19 protein-coding genes are annotated in these 15599 nt (G+C 52.2%); 7 read left to right on the top strand and 12 right to left on the bottom strand.

Annotation, left to right across the window (positions count from 1 at the left end; all coding sequences use genetic code 11):
- Window positions 1–169: 169 nt before the first annotated feature.
- The 7 genes from U8T64_RS09300 to U8T64_RS09270 all read right to left on the bottom strand — a co-directional run bounded on the left by U8T64_RS09300 (window position 170) and on the right by U8T64_RS09270 (window position 5083).
- Window positions 170–949 (bottom strand): glucose-6-phosphate isomerase family protein, encoded by a 780-nt coding sequence (locus U8T64_RS09300; protein ID WP_322183107.1) that lies wholly within the window; start codon window positions 947–949, stop codon window positions 170–172.
- A 223-nt stretch (window positions 950–1172) separates the two neighbouring features.
- Window positions 1173–2006: an HAD family hydrolase gene (locus U8T64_RS09295; RefSeq protein WP_322183105.1), complete on the bottom strand. Its 834-nt coding sequence runs from the start codon at window positions 2004–2006 to the stop codon at window positions 1173–1175.
- A 244-nt stretch (window positions 2007–2250) separates the two neighbouring features.
- Window positions 2251–2574 carry a DUF1540 domain-containing protein gene (locus tag U8T64_RS09290; protein ID WP_322183103.1) on the bottom strand — a complete coding sequence of 108 codons (324 nt, stop codon included), beginning with the start codon at window positions 2572–2574 and terminating at the stop codon, window positions 2251–2253.
- 121 nt (window positions 2575–2695) lie between these two features.
- Entirely contained in the window at window positions 2696–3304 is a 609-nt protein-coding gene (locus U8T64_RS09285; protein ID WP_322183101.1) for an energy-coupled thiamine transporter ThiT, read from the bottom strand.
- A 178-nt stretch (window positions 3305–3482) separates the two neighbouring features.
- The gene (locus U8T64_RS09280; protein ID WP_322183100.1) at window positions 3483–3815 is read right to left on the bottom strand and encodes a hypothetical protein; all 333 of its coding nucleotides are present in this window, start codon (window positions 3813–3815) and stop codon (window positions 3483–3485) included.
- 55 nt (window positions 3816–3870) lie between these two features.
- Window positions 3871–4857, bottom strand: coding sequence for a phosphopentomutase (locus U8T64_RS09275; RefSeq protein ID WP_322183098.1), 987 nt, complete (start codon window positions 4855–4857; stop codon window positions 3871–3873).
- A complete protein-coding gene (locus U8T64_RS09270; RefSeq protein ID WP_322183178.1) occupies window positions 4838–5083 on the bottom strand; it encodes a hypothetical protein in 246 nt (81 codons plus the stop codon). Before U8T64_RS09270 ends, U8T64_RS09275 begins: the two co-directional genes overlap by 20 nt.
- Window positions 5084–5265: 182 nt before the next feature.
- Between U8T64_RS09270 and U8T64_RS09265 the strand changes: the two genes are divergently transcribed.
- The 4 genes from U8T64_RS09265 to U8T64_RS09250 all read left to right on the top strand — a co-directional run bounded on the left by U8T64_RS09265 (window position 5266) and on the right by U8T64_RS09250 (window position 7624).
- Window positions 5266–5739 carry an AraC family ligand binding domain-containing protein gene (locus tag U8T64_RS09265; protein WP_322183096.1) on the top strand — a complete coding sequence of 158 codons (474 nt, stop codon included), beginning with the start codon at window positions 5266–5268 and terminating at the stop codon, window positions 5737–5739.
- Window positions 5740–5791: 52 nt separating this feature from the next.
- Entirely contained in the window at window positions 5792–6856 is a 1065-nt protein-coding gene (locus U8T64_RS09260) for a LacI family DNA-binding transcriptional regulator (protein ID WP_322183094.1), read from the top strand.
- A 360-nt stretch (window positions 6857–7216) separates the two neighbouring features.
- On the top strand, window positions 7217–7399 hold the full coding sequence (locus U8T64_RS09255; RefSeq protein ID WP_322183092.1) for a hypothetical protein: 183 nt from the start codon (window positions 7217–7219) through the stop codon (window positions 7397–7399).
- Window positions 7400–7450: 51 nt separating this feature from the next.
- Window positions 7451–7624: a hypothetical protein gene (locus U8T64_RS09250; RefSeq protein WP_322183091.1), complete on the top strand. Its 174-nt coding sequence runs from the start codon at window positions 7451–7453 to the stop codon at window positions 7622–7624.
- Between the two features lie 566 nt (window positions 7625–8190).
- Here the strand turns inward: U8T64_RS09250 and U8T64_RS09245 are convergent.
- The 3 genes from U8T64_RS09245 to U8T64_RS09235 form a co-directional block, all read right to left on the bottom strand.
- Window positions 8191–9774, bottom strand: coding sequence for an O-antigen ligase family protein (locus U8T64_RS09245; protein ID WP_322183089.1), 1584 nt, complete (start codon window positions 9772–9774; stop codon window positions 8191–8193).
- Between the two features lie 77 nt (window positions 9775–9851).
- On the bottom strand, window positions 9852–11372 hold the full coding sequence (locus U8T64_RS09240) for an O-antigen ligase family protein (protein WP_322183087.1): 1521 nt from the start codon (window positions 11370–11372) through the stop codon (window positions 9852–9854).
- Between the two features lie 30 nt (window positions 11373–11402).
- The gene (locus U8T64_RS09235) at window positions 11403–11792 is read right to left on the bottom strand and encodes a tetratricopeptide repeat protein (RefSeq protein ID WP_322183086.1); all 390 of its coding nucleotides are present in this window, start codon (window positions 11790–11792) and stop codon (window positions 11403–11405) included.
- 607 nt (window positions 11793–12399) lie between these two features.
- On the opposite strand from U8T64_RS09235, the gene U8T64_RS09230 reads away from it, so the two are divergent.
- Window positions 12400–12663 carry a hypothetical protein gene (locus U8T64_RS09230; protein ID WP_322183084.1) on the top strand — a complete coding sequence of 88 codons (264 nt, stop codon included), beginning with the start codon at window positions 12400–12402 and terminating at the stop codon, window positions 12661–12663.
- A gap of 26 nt (window positions 12664–12689) precedes the next feature.
- On the opposite strand, the gene U8T64_RS09225 is transcribed toward U8T64_RS09230, so the two are convergent.
- Window positions 12690–13172 carry a GNAT family N-acetyltransferase gene (locus tag U8T64_RS09225; RefSeq protein WP_322183082.1) on the bottom strand — a complete coding sequence of 161 codons (483 nt, stop codon included), beginning with the start codon at window positions 13170–13172 and terminating at the stop codon, window positions 12690–12692.
- Between the two features lie 151 nt (window positions 13173–13323).
- Window positions 13324–13992 carry a tRNA (N6-threonylcarbamoyladenosine(37)-N6)-methyltransferase TrmO gene (gene tsaA, locus U8T64_RS09220; RefSeq protein ID WP_322183177.1) on the bottom strand — a complete coding sequence of 223 codons (669 nt, stop codon included), beginning with the start codon at window positions 13990–13992 and terminating at the stop codon, window positions 13324–13326.
- A 157-nt stretch (window positions 13993–14149) separates the two neighbouring features.
- Here tsaA and U8T64_RS09215 point away from each other — a divergent pair, with 157 nt between their 5' ends.
- A complete protein-coding gene (locus U8T64_RS09215) occupies window positions 14150–14803 on the top strand; it encodes a cytochrome c biogenesis CcdA family protein (RefSeq protein ID WP_322183080.1) in 654 nt (217 codons plus the stop codon).
- Between the two features lie 46 nt (window positions 14804–14849).
- Window positions 14850–15449, top strand: coding sequence for a TlpA family protein disulfide reductase (locus tag U8T64_RS09210; RefSeq protein WP_322183078.1), 600 nt, complete (start codon window positions 14850–14852; stop codon window positions 15447–15449).
- Window positions 15450–15599 lie beyond the last annotated feature (150 nt).

Genomic DNA, 15599 nt, shown 5'->3' with positions numbered 1-15599 from the left:
GTTCTCGTTTGTCAACTCGGTCGTTGCTGGGCGTGCCCCACCGGGGCACAGCAACCGAGCTGACAGGCGAGAAAGGCAAGGAGTTTCTGCTATTTGTTAGTTCGCTAAATTCCAATTTGTCGAACTAAGCTCTTGCCCTTAATTCCTCATTCCAAATTCAAATCTGCCCTTACGGCCTGTAGTTCTCCCAAAGCTGTGAAAATTTCCGGGGCTGGGTGACAAACTCAAAAAGCGCCGGGTCATCCCGGTATTGCTGATAGATCGGCACGCCAGGGCGCAGGCCAAAGTCCTCATAGGCTCGGGCGGGCTTTACGGTCAGGCGGGCGCTGGAATAGCTTTGGTTGGGCTCCCAGACAATGCCGTCCCGCTCTGACAGCAGCGGGAAATAAGCGATCCCGCCGTGGCGGCGCACCTCATCGTAGACAAAGCCGTAATCCCGCACGCACCAGGCGCCGAAGGTCATGCTCCTTTTGGGGTCCAGGTTTACGGTGGCGTGCACCCAGTCCGGCGGAACGATGATCACATCTCCCGGCCTTCCGGTCACGGCATAGCAGTTCCCCGCATCGTCCCCGCCGCTTTCCTGCATGTAAATGCAGGCCTCACCGTCCCAGATCTCATACACCTCGCAGGTGGAGGCCCCACAGGAGGGGGAAACGGCATGAATATGGCCCTGAGACCGGACGGGCTCTCTGCCGAGGCTGCCCTTGGCGTAGGTCACCGCCCCGTACAGCAGATTTCGGGCAAGCAGATCGGAGCGGTCCTCGGAAAGCCCCACGTCCATAGCAATGCAGTACACGTTCTCCGGCCCCTGGCACCGAGGCTCCAAAAGAGAAGCTCTGATGGCGTCCAGCCTCCGCAGCTCAGGCTCCGGCCCATAGGCCCCTTCCCCATAATGAAACCCCATAGGCTCTGTCACTGCTGAAATGGGAAACCCGGGATAGAATTCCATTTGCCTCTCCGCCTTTCTAAAGTCATAATATCATAATGTTATAACATATTATAAAAAGGTATCAGCCCCTTGTCAAGTGGGGGAAAAAGATTTTTACGCCTTTTTTCACAAGAGGGGATCCGCACCGTTTTACCGCTTTCCCTTGCACTTATTTTCCAGCGCGTTCTCCCGCAGGCGGTGGCAAAACTCGGAGAAGCATATCCTGGGGGCTCTTCTCTCGCAGTTAACCTCTGAGCAGTATATGCCTTTCGATCGCTTTTGCCAGCCCGTCCCGGTCATGGGCGGCGGTGATGTATTTCGCGGCGGCCAGGGCTTCCGGGGAGGCGTCTTCCACCGCCACGGAACAGCCGGCGGCTTTCAGCATGGTCACATCGTTGCCGTTGTCCCCGATGGTCAGGATCTCTTCCCGGGAAACGCCCAGCTGAGCCGCCAGGGCCAGCACCGCCGCGCCCTTGTGGGCGTTTTCCGCGTTTACCTCTATGTTATCGGGGATCGAGGAGGTCAGCCGCAGGCCGCCCAGGCCCTCCAGCCGCTCCCACAGCTCCTCCCGCAGGCCGCCCTTCAAATAGGGAAGGTTTATTTTTTCCGGACACAGTCCGGTTTCCTTCAACATTTCCCTGAAATTATCTGTAAAGGAGTATCCCTTGCCATTCACAAAGTGCCATTTGGATTCCGGCAGTCCAAAATGTGTTCTCATCATCTCCGGATAGCCTGTTTTTGTGATGGCGCCGCCGTTTTGGTAGTATTCGATAAAAATATCGTACTCCTCCAAAATTTCCTGAACCTGACGGGCCTTTTCGTTGGGGATCAGGCTTTCATGCACCGCCCGATCCTCCAAAAGGTCGTAAACCGCTGCGCCGTTGGAGGTAATAGCGTACCGCACCCCGGGCAGGGCCGTGATCTCCTCCGGCAGAAAACTTTTCATGCGCCCGGTAGCCGGAACCAGAATAACACCCTCCTCCTCCGCCGCCAGCAGCGCTTTCCTGTTGCCCGGAGAAAGATATTTGTGCTCTGTAATGGTGGTGCCGTCCAAATCAAAGGCCAAAAGCTTTATCATGTGATCTCTTCTCTCTTTCTTAGAACTTGTACCGATAGGATACACGTGCAGATTTTTGAACGGACTTTACCGGGGAACAAAACGCAGTTCCCGATAAAATCTGCCGGAAAGCTGTACATTTTATTCCATTGGTACAAGTTCTAACTTTTTCGCAGTCAGTATAACACAAGTTTCCCTTTGAGAAAAGAGCAAAAAGCAGCCCTGCTTCCCGCAGGGGGAGCAGGGCTTTGCCCGAATCGTCTGCTTATTCAGGCTGGAAGGTACAGCATTCGGTACCGCCCTTGGAGCACACGTCCCCGCAGCAGCAGCCCACACAAACGCATTCCGCTTCGCACTTACAATTTTTGTTGTAGGCGCAGTGCTCGGCGCTGCAATCGATGGAGCTGTCCACACTGGGAACATGGTCGGTGGAGTTCTGACCGGAGCCCTGTCTGCGCTCCTCATAGGAATCGCAGCAGGTCTGGCTGCTTTCCCGAGCGGCGGGGCCGTCCACCTGAATGCCGGGGAGGCAGCAAAGGTTATCGCAGTAGTGCTGGCAGGACGTGACCTGACATTCCAATCTGTTCATACTAAGGCACCTCGTTTGATGAGATTTGTAAAACCATGTTTTACAGCCTTAGTTTTCCCGAAACCCGCCGCCTTATTCTGAGCGCTTCTCCCAACAGAATAAGGCGTACAAGCTTTGAAGGCTATGCTTGCGCCGTGTCTCCCGCCAGCTTTTTCAGCTGCGGGCCTGCGGTCTGCATAATAACGAATGCGACAATGCAGGTGATGACAATTTCGGGCAGCATATAGCTGCCGTTATAAACGAGAGAATAGAAACAGGCCAGGGTGTTGCCGCTCATGCCTGCCAGCATGGGAGAAAAATTCGCGTCGGCGAATTCGCCCCACAGGATCCAACCAGACAGGAAGGAGCATAAATACCGAAGCAGCCCGGCGATCAGGCAGCCCAACGTAAACGAAAGGCCATCGTGCTTTATTTTGTTTCTCAAAACGCCGGCAAGCCCCAGTACGGTAAAGGCCAAGATATAATCCAACAGAATGGAGCCCACCACCGCTCCGGCTGTAATACCCTTTAAGGCGTTCAGCCCAAATAAAATCTGCAAAACGCTGTGGGTAAGCCCCGCCGCCAAGCCCCATTTTGTGCCGCACAGATAAGCAAACAGCATCACCGGCAGCATGGAACAAAGGGTAATGGATCCGCCCTGGGGCAGCTCGAACACCTTGATAAAGGAAAACACCGTTCCCAGAGCAACCAAAACGCCGCCCAACACCAGATTTTTCGTTTTTTGCTTCATTTTCATTTTTCCTTTCTTCGGACAAAGTATGTTGAAAAATGAAAAAATGCCACTTGAGAATTTCTCCCAAATGACATAGAACGCATTCACAAGCCGCTTTGCGGCAGACACGCAAAACCCAGTTCGGGCTTCTCGCCCAGCCTATCATGAAATGCTCCCTACGTCGGTATTATCCGCATCAGGTTCCTGCCCTGTCGGGCAAAGGGTTTAAGCTCGAAGCTCCTCTCAGCACCCGGAAAGGAAATAAATCAACTTTCCGGGAAGATCGTCCACACATTGCAAAGACAAAACCATTCTCCTTTGAGGAGTTTGCTTCGCAAACTCCAGGAAGATCGGCTTTGCTCCGCAAAGACAAAACCATTCTCCTTTGAGGAGTTTGCTTCGCAAACTCCAAGAAGATTGGCTTTGCTCCGCAAAGACAAAACCATTCTCCTTTGAGGAGTTTGCTTCGCAAACTCCAAGAAGATTGGCTTTGCTCCGCAAAGACAATCTTTTGCACCCCTTCTTTCATTTTTCGCCCTTTATTGTAGTATTCCCCAAAAGATTTGTCAACGTTTTTTTCAAAATTACGAAAGACTGATCTCCCGCCAGAAAGAGCTTCCGGGCAGCGTGTTCGGCAAACCGAAATACTCTAAAACCGTTTTCCCGATATCTGAAAAGCCCGCGCGGGTTCTCAAATTCCTGCTGTGTTTCACGGAGGAACCCCACGCCAGCATAGGCGTGTATTCCCGGGTGTGATCCGTGCCGGGAAAGGAGGGGTCGCAGCCATGGTCGGCGGTAAGGAGAAGCAGATCTTCCCGTTCCAGAAGAGGAAGAAAGCTTCCCAGCCACCGGTCCAATTCGGAAAGGGCCCGGGCGTAGCCCTCGATATCGTTGCGGTGGCCGTATTTCATATCGAAATCCACCAGGTTTACAAAGCAGAGGCCCTGAAATTCCTCCTGGGCAACGGCCGTAGTTCGTTCCATGCCGTCTCTGTTATCTTCTGTGTGAATGGCCCGGCTGACAGAGCGCCTGGCAAAAATATCCTCGATTTTTCCAACGGCAATGGTTTCCAGACCGTTTTCCCGCAAAACGTCCAGCATGGTCGTACCGGGGGGAGAAAGAGAAAAATCCCGGCGGGCCGAGGTGCGCTCAAACGCGGGGGCTTTCCCGCGGAAGGGACGGGCGATCACCCTGCCCACCTTTAGCATGCTTCTGGCGATCTCGCAGTATTCATAAAGCTGTTCCACCGGAACCAGCTCTTCATAGGCGGCAAGCTGGCACACGCTGTCTGCGGAGGTGTAAAGGATCAGGTCTCCGCTTTGCAAATGGCGCTCGCCATAATCGCAAAGCACCTGAGTGCCGGAATAGGGCCGGTTACACAGCAGCCCCCGCCCGATCTGCCGGGAAAACTCCCGGCAAAATTCTTCCGGAAAGCCCAATGGATAGGTGGGAAGAGCCTGCTCCGATAAGATTCCCGCGATCTCCCAATGCCCGGTAATGGTGTCCTTCCCCCGGGAAAGTTCCCGCATTCGGGCAATGCAGCCGGAAAAATCAGAGGATTGTTCCGGCATTGGAGCCTAGCTCCTTTGCCAGCTCCAAAATTCTTTTGGAGCGTTCAATAGCCTCCGGATTCGTTTCCGGATTAAAAAAGCCGTGCCCCAGGTCGCCGCACAGGGCGGAGATCTTCAGGCCGTAGGAATCCGCCATGGAAAGAAATTCCTTTCTGCGAGCGGAAGTCATGTTTTCGGGGGCCATTTCACCCCATGTGGCATACACCTGTATTCCCTTCAGCCCCAGCCGGGAGGCTCACTTCATGGCGGTTTCCGGGTCGGTACGGAAGGAATCCAGCAAGACGCCGATTGGAAATTGGAACATATTTTTTCACTCCTCTCTGGCTTCATTTTACCTTGGATATTCCTGTGAAGTAAAGCAAGAGTCTTGCAGAAAGCTTGTCCGATTTTGCACAAGGAGGTGCTTTGATGAATTTCTATGAATATGACGCGGACGTTTACGACGATTCCGAGCTTCCCGTCTTTTTTTCCTCAGCCGTGCTGGAGCACAATGAAGAAAGCGCTTTTTTGCACTGGCACGAGGCCACGGAGCTGCTTTTCTGCACGGAGGGCAGCGGGATCGCCGTATCGGATACCCTGAAGATTCCAATCAAGGCCGGCGAGCTGGCGGTGATCAATCCCAACCGCCTGCACACCTTCTATGCGCCGGAATTCTGCCGGTACAGCTATTTTTTAGTGTCTCCCCTTCTGACCGCCGTCCGGGATATGCCCAAAAAGGAGATACAGCCCTTTATCGCGGATCAGGAAACCGCCCGGCGGCTTCGGGAGATCCTTGGAGAACTGGAGGAGAAGCCTCCCTTTTACCGGGCGGAGGCCTGCGCAAAGCTCTCTCCCTTCCTTGCGCAAAATCGCCTCTTGCATTTTTCGGGGAATCTGATATAATAAGTTTATAAACTTTATAAAACAGTCTTTGCGTATTTTTGAGGTGTTGCCTGTGAAAGCCAAGGATCTTGCGAAAAAGCTGGGTGTATCGCCCGCCACCATTTCATTGGTGCTGAATAACAAGCCCGGGATCAGCGATTCTCTGCGCCAGTCTTTGCTGAAAAAGATACGGGAGCTGGACTGTGAAAGCATGATGTGCGAATCCTGCCGGGAGGGGGAAGCTCCTGCCATCGCTTCTGCCGAAAGCGGCTGCAAATCCATCGCCTTTCTTTCTTATTTGGACTGCGATGATGAGGAGGACGATTTTTCCTTTTTCCCCGGTATTCTGGAGGGCGCCGAGGCGGAGGCCAGGGACAATCATTTGAATTTGGTGGTATTTCACATGAAGTGCCAAAACGGCACAAGCCCGGCGGAGTTGTTCCGGCGCAGCGGGAGCATTGTGGGCGCGGTGGTACAGACCCATCGGATCACCGAAGAGATTTTGCGGGAGATCCAGGAAATAGAAGTGCCCGCGGTGTTCATCGATGTTTACGATCCCGCGCTGCCTGTCAACAGTGTTCGGGTCGATAACCGCCAAAGCATGTACAATATTGTAAGCTATCTGAAAAGCTGTGGCCACAAGGAGATCGGCTATATTTCCAGCGGCTGGGAATTCGGCTGGCAAAAGGACCGCCGCCAGTGCTTTCGCTGCTCTCTTGCCGAGCTGGATCTGGAAGAGCACCGGGAATTTTTCTTCCGGGCCGGAGTAGACGACGATCTGTACGATCATCAGAAGCTGGTGCAGGCTTTTTCCCAGGCGGAGCACCTGCCCACCGCCTTGGTATGCGAAAACGACCGGCAGGCCATGCGTACCGTAAACGCTTTACGGCAGCTGGGATACCGCGTACCGGAAGACATTTCTGTAACAGGCTTTGACAATAACCCCATTTCCAAAATGGTTTCTCCCAGGCTGACTACCGTAAAAAATTCCAGCCAGCTGATGGGCCGCACCTGCATTCTGCTTCTTCAGGATCTTCGTAAGCTGCGGCGGTCGGGCTTTTCTTCTACCCTGCTGAAATACGAGCTTCCCGCTGAGCTGGTGATTCGGGACAGCGTAAAGGACTTAAACGCGGAATAAGGCACATTTTCCGGAAGGAGCGCTCCCAAGCACCATATCCTGCGTTCTGTTTCAGTAGAACGCAAGGCTCTAAATATATTTATAAAGGAAGAGGTGATTTCCTCTTCCTTTTTTTGTTTTTTCTAAAGCTTTTTCTAAATTTTTTTATCTATCGCCCTCCTTTTCATATGATCCGCCTCGCTGAATCCCGCTAATTTCCTGGAATTTTATAGATTTATGAACTTCCAAAAATTTTTTCAAAAATCTTTATAAAAACGCTTGACAAATTTATAAACACGGCATATAATAGAGCCATAGCAAAAAGCAAACCGCCTATCAAACAGTATGACAGGCGTATCTTACAGCAAAGGAGTAGTTTTCATGAAAAACACAAACAACACTTACACCTCCAGAACTATTCACAAGACCACGGGCAGTCAGAAAGCTGCTCACAAGCCTTCCCGTTTTGATCGCTTCTTAAACGGCAGCGCCGATTACATGGCAAACTACGCTGTAGTAAAGGGTGGGCTCTCTCCCTTCCAGAACGGCTTCTTTGTAGCCTAAACAGGAAATTACTTCAAAAAACAAAACTTCATCGAAAAGGAGACTTTCTTTATGAAAACCAATTACACCTCTAAAACCCTGAACAAGCGTAATGAGAAAAGCACCCGCAAAGCACAGCCCTCCCGGTTTGATCGCTTCTTAAACGGCAGCGCCGGTTACATGGCAAACTATGCTGTAGTAAAGGGCGGGCTCTCTCCCTTCCAGAACGGCTTCTTTGTAGCCTAAGTGAAACCAAATTGCGTACAACTCTTTTTTCATCACTCATATACTCTCTAAAAGCCCGGAGCCTGTACTGAATTACAGGCTCTGGGCTTTTAGTTGTTAGTTATTAGTCGTTAGTTGTTTAGAAAGAGAAAAGGCCCTCTCTTTGTCATCCTGAGCGAAGCGAAGGATCTCGGTCTTTAGTTGTTAGTTGTTAGAAAAGGCGCGAGGGCAATTAAGAAATTAGAAATTAGGAATGAGCAATTAGTAAGGTCAGAGAAAAAGGCAGCCTCTGCTGTCTTACTAAGCAAAAAGCGGGGCTCGCCCTGCTTTCTTGGTGAATATCTCAACCTCAATTCCTGAGTAAAGAGCTGAAGGACGAGATCCTTCGCGTTAGCAAAGCTTGCTTTGCTTTTGCTCAGGATGACAGAAAAAAGCAGGATGACAGAGAAAGAACAGGATGACGGAAAGAGGGAGACTTGCCATTCATTGCTAATTACTAATTGCTAATTCCCCATCATGTAGCATTGCACCGGAAAACCGAGCGCTGCTCGGTTTTCCGGTGCAATCCAGCGTCTAGCATCTAGTATCTAGAACCCCCCGATTAGGTCGTGGGGCTCTTCCTTTCGCCGCAGATCCACCGTAAGATGGTACACACAGGCTGAGGCGGCGGCAAAATACACCGTCACATTGGGGCGGCGGAGTACATTGCCGGAGATCTGGGCGGCGATAATGGCAAGTAAAAAGGTCATGCCCACCGCTCCCATTTCTATAGTAAGGAAACGCTGCACTCCCTGCCAGAAGGAGCCCGCCCCCTTGAGCACGGGGTTTCCGGGCTTTCCCTTTCGCTCCGCAATACAGGCAGCGATATCCCGGAAAAAGGCCCTCAGGATAATAAAGGCCAGGTAGGCAAAAAACAGCAGGTACAGGCCAAAGCCCAAATAGCCACAAAAATAGTACACTGCCGGGAAATCATTTTCCAGGTCGTAAATTTCCCCGCCCATCAGCATATCGCTGTATTCAAAGCCCAAAAGCCGGGTAGCGAAATCCTTTTCCTCCCACACCAACTTGGCAAAAATGGACTTTCGCATACGGGAATCCGACAAAATAGAGGGCTCTGTGGTGTACCCATAGGCCGCCATCACATTGTACACGCCAAAACGATCGTGGAGGTTTTTCAGGAAAACGCCGTACACCTCTTTATCCGTATACACGCCGATCAGGCTTCGGCGGATCTGCTCCAGCTTCTCCTCTGAGGTATTTGCCGCGTCAAAGCCGTTCTGGATCGTTCGGATCAGTTCCGCGTCCGCGCCGCTGTTTTCCAGGCTTTCCGCCACCAGAGCGCCGTAATTATTCCGGGCATAGGCGGACATCTGCTCCCGCAGGGCCATGGGCGAGTGATGGCGGAACAGGAACACCAGCACCAGAAGAAGCAGTAAAGGAGCAGCATATTTCAGCGATTTCTTTTTCAAATTCAGGGCAAACAGGAACCCAAAGGCCCCCGCGATGATGAAAATGGAATAGAAGGTGAGCTTTGTTCCCGTGACGAACATCAGGCCAAAGCTGAGAAGCATGACCCCCAAAAACACGGGATATTTCCCGGTGCGGTACGCCCATAAAAGCGCCAGGGGAACCAGTAAAACAATAATGGCACTCTGAGCGCTGGGAACGCTGAACCAGCCCAGCACCCCAACCTGCAAAACGCCGTAGGTGTAAACCGGGCGGCCCAAAACCCAGGGAAGGGCCGTAAACAGCAGGACCTCTCCCAGATTGACGGCAAAGCCCAGATAAATGCTTTTCTGGATCTCCTTTCCCTTTTGAAAAAAGGTGACGAAGGAAAGGGTAAAGATGGGGAAATTCAAAATACGCAGAAAATTCGCCATATCCGCCACAAAGGACTGGTAGCCGATCCGGCGGCAGTTCAGCATATGGGCGATCCAGAACAGGGCTACCGCTCCGTAAAATAAAAAGTAGATCTTCTTTTTGCTGCTGACAAAGAAACCCAGAAACGCCACCGCTGCCAGCAACAGGAAGCGCAAAGCGGTAGAAAGGGCGTTGCTCCCCATTTCCCCCAGGAAATAAGAGAGCACGTCCATTACCGGCTGGATCACAAGCAGCGCCAGCACCACGGCGGACATTTTGTTTTCAATGGCAGTTCGCAGCGATTTTATCATATCTCTTTTCTCCATGCTCCTTGGCCGGAAACTCCGGCATGTTTTTCCTCAGAAGCTCCAGACAGGGGCGATCCGGTTTATCCTATCTTTTTCAAATACACCGCGGGGTTCCGTTTATAGCCGGGCCGCAATCGGGTCTGAGAAGGCGCTTCCCGGGCCTGCACATACAGCATGGCAGCCGCCAGAGAAGCATATACGGTAACATTGGGCTTGCGCAGGACCTGCCCGGAAAGCTGCGCGCTTCCCAGCGCCAGCACCAGCATCATAGCGGCGGTGGCAAATTCCGGGGTGAGCAGAGAAGGGAACCTGCGCAGAAATTCCCGCAGCCCATAGAAAAGAAGCCCCAGCACAAAACAAAGATAGAGAGCAGAGCCCAAATATCCCGTATTGTAAAGCAAGGCGGGAAAATCGTTTTCCGGGTCGTAATTGTGCCCGCCGATCTGGGCTTTTTCGTATTCCATGCCCAAAAGGTGGGTAAGAAAGTCCTGCTCCTCCCACACCAGCTCCATGGCCTTCAGCTTTCTGATACGGCTGTTGTTCAAGGTTTTCGCACTGATCGTATACTCAAATTTCTCCAAAACCTTCGGCAGCCCAAACCGATCCAGCAGGTCCTCCAGCAGAACCTCCTTGTAAACGCCCTGCTTTCCGTAGATCTCCCGGTACACTGTTTCTATCTTTTCCAAAACCGCCGGAGGAATTTCCTCACCCTTTTTGTAAACGAAATCCTTATCCTCTCCCATGACGGCGTCGATCTTTTCCTGATATACGGAAAAAGAGGTGCCGGAAACCTTCTGCCGCGCCTCCATGGGAGAAGCGCCCCGGAACGCCAGCAGCAAAATCAGCGCCGTCAAAAGGGGCAAAGCGAACACCCAGGGTCTTCTGCACAGGAAAATCAAAACAAGGAACGCGGAAGCTGCCAGCACCGCCGTGTAAAAGGTCAGGCGGGTCCCGGTAAAATACAGCAGGCCGAACCCCGATACGCCGCACAGGCAGAACACCCACAGCTTTTCCGTGCGAAGCCCCCATAGCAGCACAGCGGGCACCAGCAGGCTGAGGATCGCGCTTTGGGCATTTGCCACGCCGAACCAGCCCAGAACACCGATCTGGATCTCACGCTCCGGGAAATCATAGGTGTATACGGGAAAACCGGTCACGTAGGAAAGGCCGATCACCAGCAGAATGATGGCAAAATTCGCTGTGAGGATCCCCAGCGCCCGGGCGTCCAGCCCCTCTTTTTCCCGAAAAAAGGTGACGAAAGAAAGCGTCCACAAAGGGAACTGTACCAGCTTCAAATATTCCGCCGCGTCTCCCACTGGCTGAAGATAGCCTGTGCGGAAACAGTTCAGCATATGCAAAAGCCAAAAGCCCCCGATCAAAGCATAACAGGCGGCATACAGCTGCTTTCTGTTGGAAATGACAAAGCCGTAAAAGCTCACCACAAGAAGAAGCGCCGTGCGCAGGGCGGTAGTCACCACAGTGGAGCCGTGCTCCTGCATAAAATAAGACAGCACGTCCAAAAGGGGCTGGATCAGCAGCAGCGCCGCCATAAATTCCCCTGTATAAGCCGTGAGTCTTGTTTTTAAGCTTTGCTCCCCCATAGGTTGTCCACTCCGCCTTCCCGCCGGCAATTACAGTGTAATTCCCAGCTCTTTACACTTCGCCAGCGCCATATCATGGCCCTGCTCTGCGGCCTTTCGGTACCATTCCTTCGCCTTTTCCAGGTTTTTCTCCGTGCCGATACCATCTTCATAAAATTCGGCCAGATTGCACTGAGCGTCCCAGTCTCCGTGCTCTGCCGCGCGTTCTGTCCAATAGAAGGCTTTTTCGAGATCCTTTTCCACCCCGAGACCCTCGTAATAAAAATATCCCACCTGGCATTCCGCCAGAGGATATCCCTGTTCCGCCAGGGGAAGATGACCCTCAAAGCATTCCCGATACCGTTTTTTCAAAAAATATGTTTCGATCAGCTCATTGCACCTGTCCAACTCCGCGCAAGGCTGATAATAGCCGCTTGCCATACTCCTATCCTCCCGGAAGATACTCTAAACAATCCTGTTTTTTTAGTATTCAGCATCTGACGTTTAGTATAGCATAAAAGCATTCCCCGTACAACCGAAAAACACAAAAAGTAAGAAACCGCGGCAGAGCGGCGGAGAATTAGTAATGAGCAATGAGAAATTTATGGGCAGGGAGAGAACTCGATGAATTGGAATTTAGCGGTTATCCATTCGCTCTCCACCTGTCATTCTGAACGAAGTGAAGAATCTCGCCCTTTGACCTTCCCCTAGAAATTAAGGACGAGATCCTTCGTCACTATGCTCCTCAGGATGACAAGGGGGAACTGTTCCATAAACTATCATTTATTTCTTTGTTTTCGCCTATCATTGCTAATTCCTCATTGCATGCCACTGTCCAGCATCTAAGAAAAGCGTCTGAGATCAGGGGCCGCTGCAGAACGCATTATTTTACAGCAGCCCCTTTTCTCTCCTTTCTTCTCCATAGTTCTGCAAAATGCCCCTTTTTCCGCACGGAAAATTTTTTGCAAAACCGGGAATCCGGCATACCATAAGCTGCCTGCCGGTTGTATAATAGAGGAAATTCGCTATAAGGAGCAGTTTTCTATTTATGAAAAGCAAAGAAGCATCTCAGGCTTTGAAAAATTTTTGTGGTAACGTGGCGACACTGCGAAGCTACTATCGGCTTTCCGAGGAATCCATGGCGGAGATCCTGGAGATCAGTGTGGAGTGCTACAAGCAGGTGGAACAGGGAGTCGTTTCCTCCGAAGTGACCACAGAAGCGCTGCTTCATATTTACGAGCGCTTTTCCATTTCCCCTACGAAATTTCTGGGAACTGTTCTCAAAATAGAAGATGGGGCACTCCAAGAGTGACCCATCTTTTGAACTTTCGGAAATTCCTATTTCTCTTTTTCCATCAGGCGATGGCCGTTTGTAAAATCCTCTCCCGTATCACGGTATCCGCAGGCGGTCCAAAAACAGATCGCGGCTTCGTCGTGGGCGGTAAGATATAAGCGGTCTGTTTTTTCAAACAGCTTTTGTTCCACATACTGTGCCAGCGCCGTGCCGCAGCCCTGGCGGCGAAATTCCGGCAGCACACAGAACTCCCGGATCAGTCCCCAGCCGGGCCGCTTACACCAGTCGCTCTCCGGGGAATCTACCTGATAGAAAGCGAAGCCCGCCACCGCGTCCCCCACCAGTACAAGGGCAATGGAGGAAATGCCGGCTTCCTGGTTTCGCAAAATCACGCCCCGGGCAATTTTTTCCCGCAGGATCTCCTCCGGCAGCGTATCTCCCAGATCCTCCCTTGCGTAGCGGACAAATTGGTCTACCCAAAGCTTTTCCAGAGAAGGGTCGTACTCTCGAATGACGATCGGTTCCATAAATTCTCCTTCCGGCAGGCCGCGGCTTTTCTCAGGCCGCAGGCCGCCTCTTTTTTTGACGTGCCTGCTTTTTCCAATTCATCTTTCCCACAACCTTTCTCAGAATTTTTTATGAAACACACAGAAGCCTGTGAGGTTTCTCTTATTTTCTCTATTTCTGAACGTCCAAAACAAACAGTGTGGCGTTTTCCACCCGGAATTTCACTTCCAGCCCGGCAAAGGCCATGCCGTAAACCCGCTGGGGGTCGTTTTGATAGGAGGGGCGTGGATCTCCCGCCAGTACGCCGAAAAGCGCGGGGAGCTTTTCGGCGGGCACTTTTTCCGCAAGCTCCGGCGGCAGCTCTACCGTAAGCCGGTTTTCCGGGGTGTCCGGCGCGAAACCGCCAGACGCTTCGGGGCGGCAGTCCGCATAGGGCAGGTAGGGCTTCACGTCGAAAACGGGCGTACCGTCCAGCAGATCTGCCCCGCGAATATGCAGGATCGGGCCTTCGGCCCCTTCCAGCTCCACCTTTTCCAGCTTCACGCAGGAAAGGCCAAGGGGATTGGGCCGAAAGGGAGACCGGGTGGCAAACACGCCCAGGCGCTTATTGCCGCCCAGCCGGGGCGGACGCACCGTGGGCGACCAGCTTTCCCGCACGCTTTGGGAAAATTCCCATAAAAGCCAAATGTGAGAAAATCCCTCTAATCCCCGAAAGGCTTCTTTGATCCGGTATTCCGGAGAAAAAAACACCCGGGCCTGAAGCTCCTCCACCAGTCCGCTTTGCCGGGGGATCCCGAATTTGCTTTGAAAATCGCTTTTCACCCAGCCAATGGGCCTCATCTCCACAGGCTTTCCCTCCTTTTTCTCTCATTGTAAAACTGTCTCTTCAAAAAGTAAAGAAAAACGTTTTAACTTTGCCTACAGGGCTTGACCCATATGGCTATATTCCCTTATACTGAAAGAAGCCTCTCTGGAAACCACCGAAAGGAAGCTTTTTATGCAGTATCTTATCACTTTTCTGGAAGGAGTCATCTCCTTTCTATCGCCTTGTATGCTGCCCCTATTGCCCCTGTACCTTTCCTACTTTGCGGGCGGCACAGGAGAAAAACGCCGGACACTGCCCCGTGCCCTGGCCTTTGTTCTGGGGTTTACCATCGTTTTCTCCGCGCTGGGTCTCTTTGCCGGAACACTGGGAGCTTTTCTGAAGGAGTATCAAACAGCGGTGAATATTGTTTGCGGCTGCATCGTAATTTTGTTTGGACTGAGTTACTTGGAGATCCTGCCGCTGCCCTTTTTTCAGGGCATGCGCTCCGGCAGGGAGATCAAAAGCGTGTTTTCCGCCTTTCTGTTCGGTGTGATCTATTCCGTAAGCCTTACCCCCTGCGTGGGGGCCTTCCTCGGTTCGGCCCTGATGTTGGCTTCTACCAGCGGCGGTGCGGCGAAGGGTGCCCTGCTGCTGGTGGTGTATTCCCTGGGGCTGGGCTTGCCGTTTTTACTTTCTGCCGTTTTACTGGAAAAGCTGAATACCGCGTTTCAATTTATCAAAAAGCACGGGCGGGTAGTCAACCTGCTGTGCGGTGGATTTCTGATCCTCATCGGCATTGCCATGGCCTTCGGCTGGCTGAATGCTCTGCTGGCTGTTTTTTCCTGAGAACTGAAAACCGGGATCACCCCCCAATAGAAGAAAGGATCGTATCATGAAGAAAAAAACGACCATTTTTTTGGCGGCGGCGCTGGTGCTTCTGCTGGCAGCCGCGGCATTTCTCTATCCCCGCCTGGCGGAGCGATACACAGCGGATCAAAGCTTTGCAGGCGGAGCCTCTTCAGAGGCGTCCTCCCCGGCTTCCTCTTCCGCAGAAGGCTCCACTCCCGAAAAGATCCCGGCGCCGGACTTCACGGTTTTGGATCCCGAGGGAAAAAGCGTATCGCTGTCCAACTTTTTCGGAAAACCCATCGTGATCAATTTCTGGGCCACCTGGTGCGGGCCGTGTAAATCGGAGCTGCCCGCCTTTCAAAAGATTTACGAGTCCTACGGAGAGGACATAACCTTCCTGATGGTGAATATGACCGATGGCCGGGACACGGAAGAGGTGGTAAAGGAATTCATGGCGGACAACAGCTACACCTTTCCGGTCTATTTTGACACAAAGCAAGACGCCGCCACAGCCTATGGCGCTTATTCCATTCCCGCCACGGTATTTATCGACACTGAGGGCATGGTAGTGGACGCCTACCTGGGCGCGCTCAGCGAAAAAACCCTGACGGCCTGTATGGAAAAGCTGCTGGAAGGGCGCTAGTCGTGGGTGGTTTAGAAAGGGCAAAGTGCAGTGGGCAATTAGCAATGAGCAATTAAGGACAAAGGAAGAGTCCGCTAAAGTGGAATTTGCAGGGCTAACGAATAGCAGAAAGCCAGGGTAAGTGCTAAACTATAATTTAGCAGCAAGCCA

The sequence above is a fragment of the Neglectibacter caecimuris genome (genome assembly GCF_034335015.1).
In the GTDB taxonomy this organism is placed as follows: domain Bacteria; phylum Bacillota; class Clostridia; order Oscillospirales; family Acutalibacteraceae; genus Acutalibacter; species Acutalibacter caecimuris_A.
Note: the sequence above shows the minus strand (reverse complement) of the source record. Positions and strands in the feature narration are given on the sequence as shown.

Bases quoted from the DNA above. Each gene is read 5' to 3' on its own strand.
- U8T64_RS09300 (WP_322183107.1), bottom strand. From the start codon at position 949: ATGGAATTCTATCCCGGGTTTCCCATTTCAGCAGTGACAGAGCCTATG.
- U8T64_RS09295 (WP_322183105.1), bottom strand. From the start codon at position 2,006: ATGATAAAGCTTTTGGCCTTTGATTTGGACGGCACCACCATTACAGAG.
- U8T64_RS09290 (WP_322183103.1), bottom strand. From the start codon at position 2,574: ATGAACAGATTGGAATGTCAGGTCACGTCCTGCCAGCACTACTGCGAT.
- U8T64_RS09285 (WP_322183101.1), bottom strand. From the start codon at position 3,304: ATGAAGCAAAAAACGAAAAATCTGGTGTTGGGCGGCGTTTTGGTTGCT.
- U8T64_RS09280 (WP_322183100.1), bottom strand. From the start codon at position 3,815: ATGAAAGAAGGGGTGCAAAAGATTGTCTTTGCGGAGCAAAGCCAATCT.
- U8T64_RS09275 (WP_322183098.1), bottom strand. From the start codon at position 4,857: ATGCCGGAACAATCCTCTGATTTTTCCGGCTGCATTGCCCGAATGCGG.
- U8T64_RS09265 (WP_322183096.1), top strand. From the start codon at position 5,266: ATGAATTTCTATGAATATGACGCGGACGTTTACGACGATTCCGAGCTT.
- U8T64_RS09255 (WP_322183092.1), top strand. From the start codon at position 7,217: ATGAAAAACACAAACAACACTTACACCTCCAGAACTATTCACAAGACC.
- U8T64_RS09250 (WP_322183091.1), top strand. From the start codon at position 7,451: ATGAAAACCAATTACACCTCTAAAACCCTGAACAAGCGTAATGAGAAA.
- U8T64_RS09245 (WP_322183089.1), bottom strand. From the start codon at position 9,774: ATGATAAAATCGCTGCGAACTGCCATTGAAAACAAAATGTCCGCCGTG.
- U8T64_RS09240 (WP_322183087.1), bottom strand. From the start codon at position 11,372: ATGGGGGAGCAAAGCTTAAAAACAAGACTCACGGCTTATACAGGGGAA.
- U8T64_RS09235 (WP_322183086.1), bottom strand. From the start codon at position 11,792: ATGGCAAGCGGCTATTATCAGCCTTGCGCGGAGTTGGACAGGTGCAAT.
- U8T64_RS09230 (WP_322183084.1), top strand. From the start codon at position 12,400: ATGAAAAGCAAAGAAGCATCTCAGGCTTTGAAAAATTTTTGTGGTAAC.
- U8T64_RS09225 (WP_322183082.1), bottom strand. From the start codon at position 13,172: ATGGAACCGATCGTCATTCGAGAGTACGACCCTTCTCTGGAAAAGCTT.
- tsaA (WP_322183177.1), bottom strand. From the start codon at position 13,992: ATGAGGCCCATTGGCTGGGTGAAAAGCGATTTTCAAAGCAAATTCGGG.
- U8T64_RS09215 (WP_322183080.1), top strand. From the start codon at position 14,150: ATGCAGTATCTTATCACTTTTCTGGAAGGAGTCATCTCCTTTCTATCG.
- U8T64_RS09210 (WP_322183078.1), top strand. From the start codon at position 14,850: ATGAAGAAAAAAACGACCATTTTTTTGGCGGCGGCGCTGGTGCTTCTG.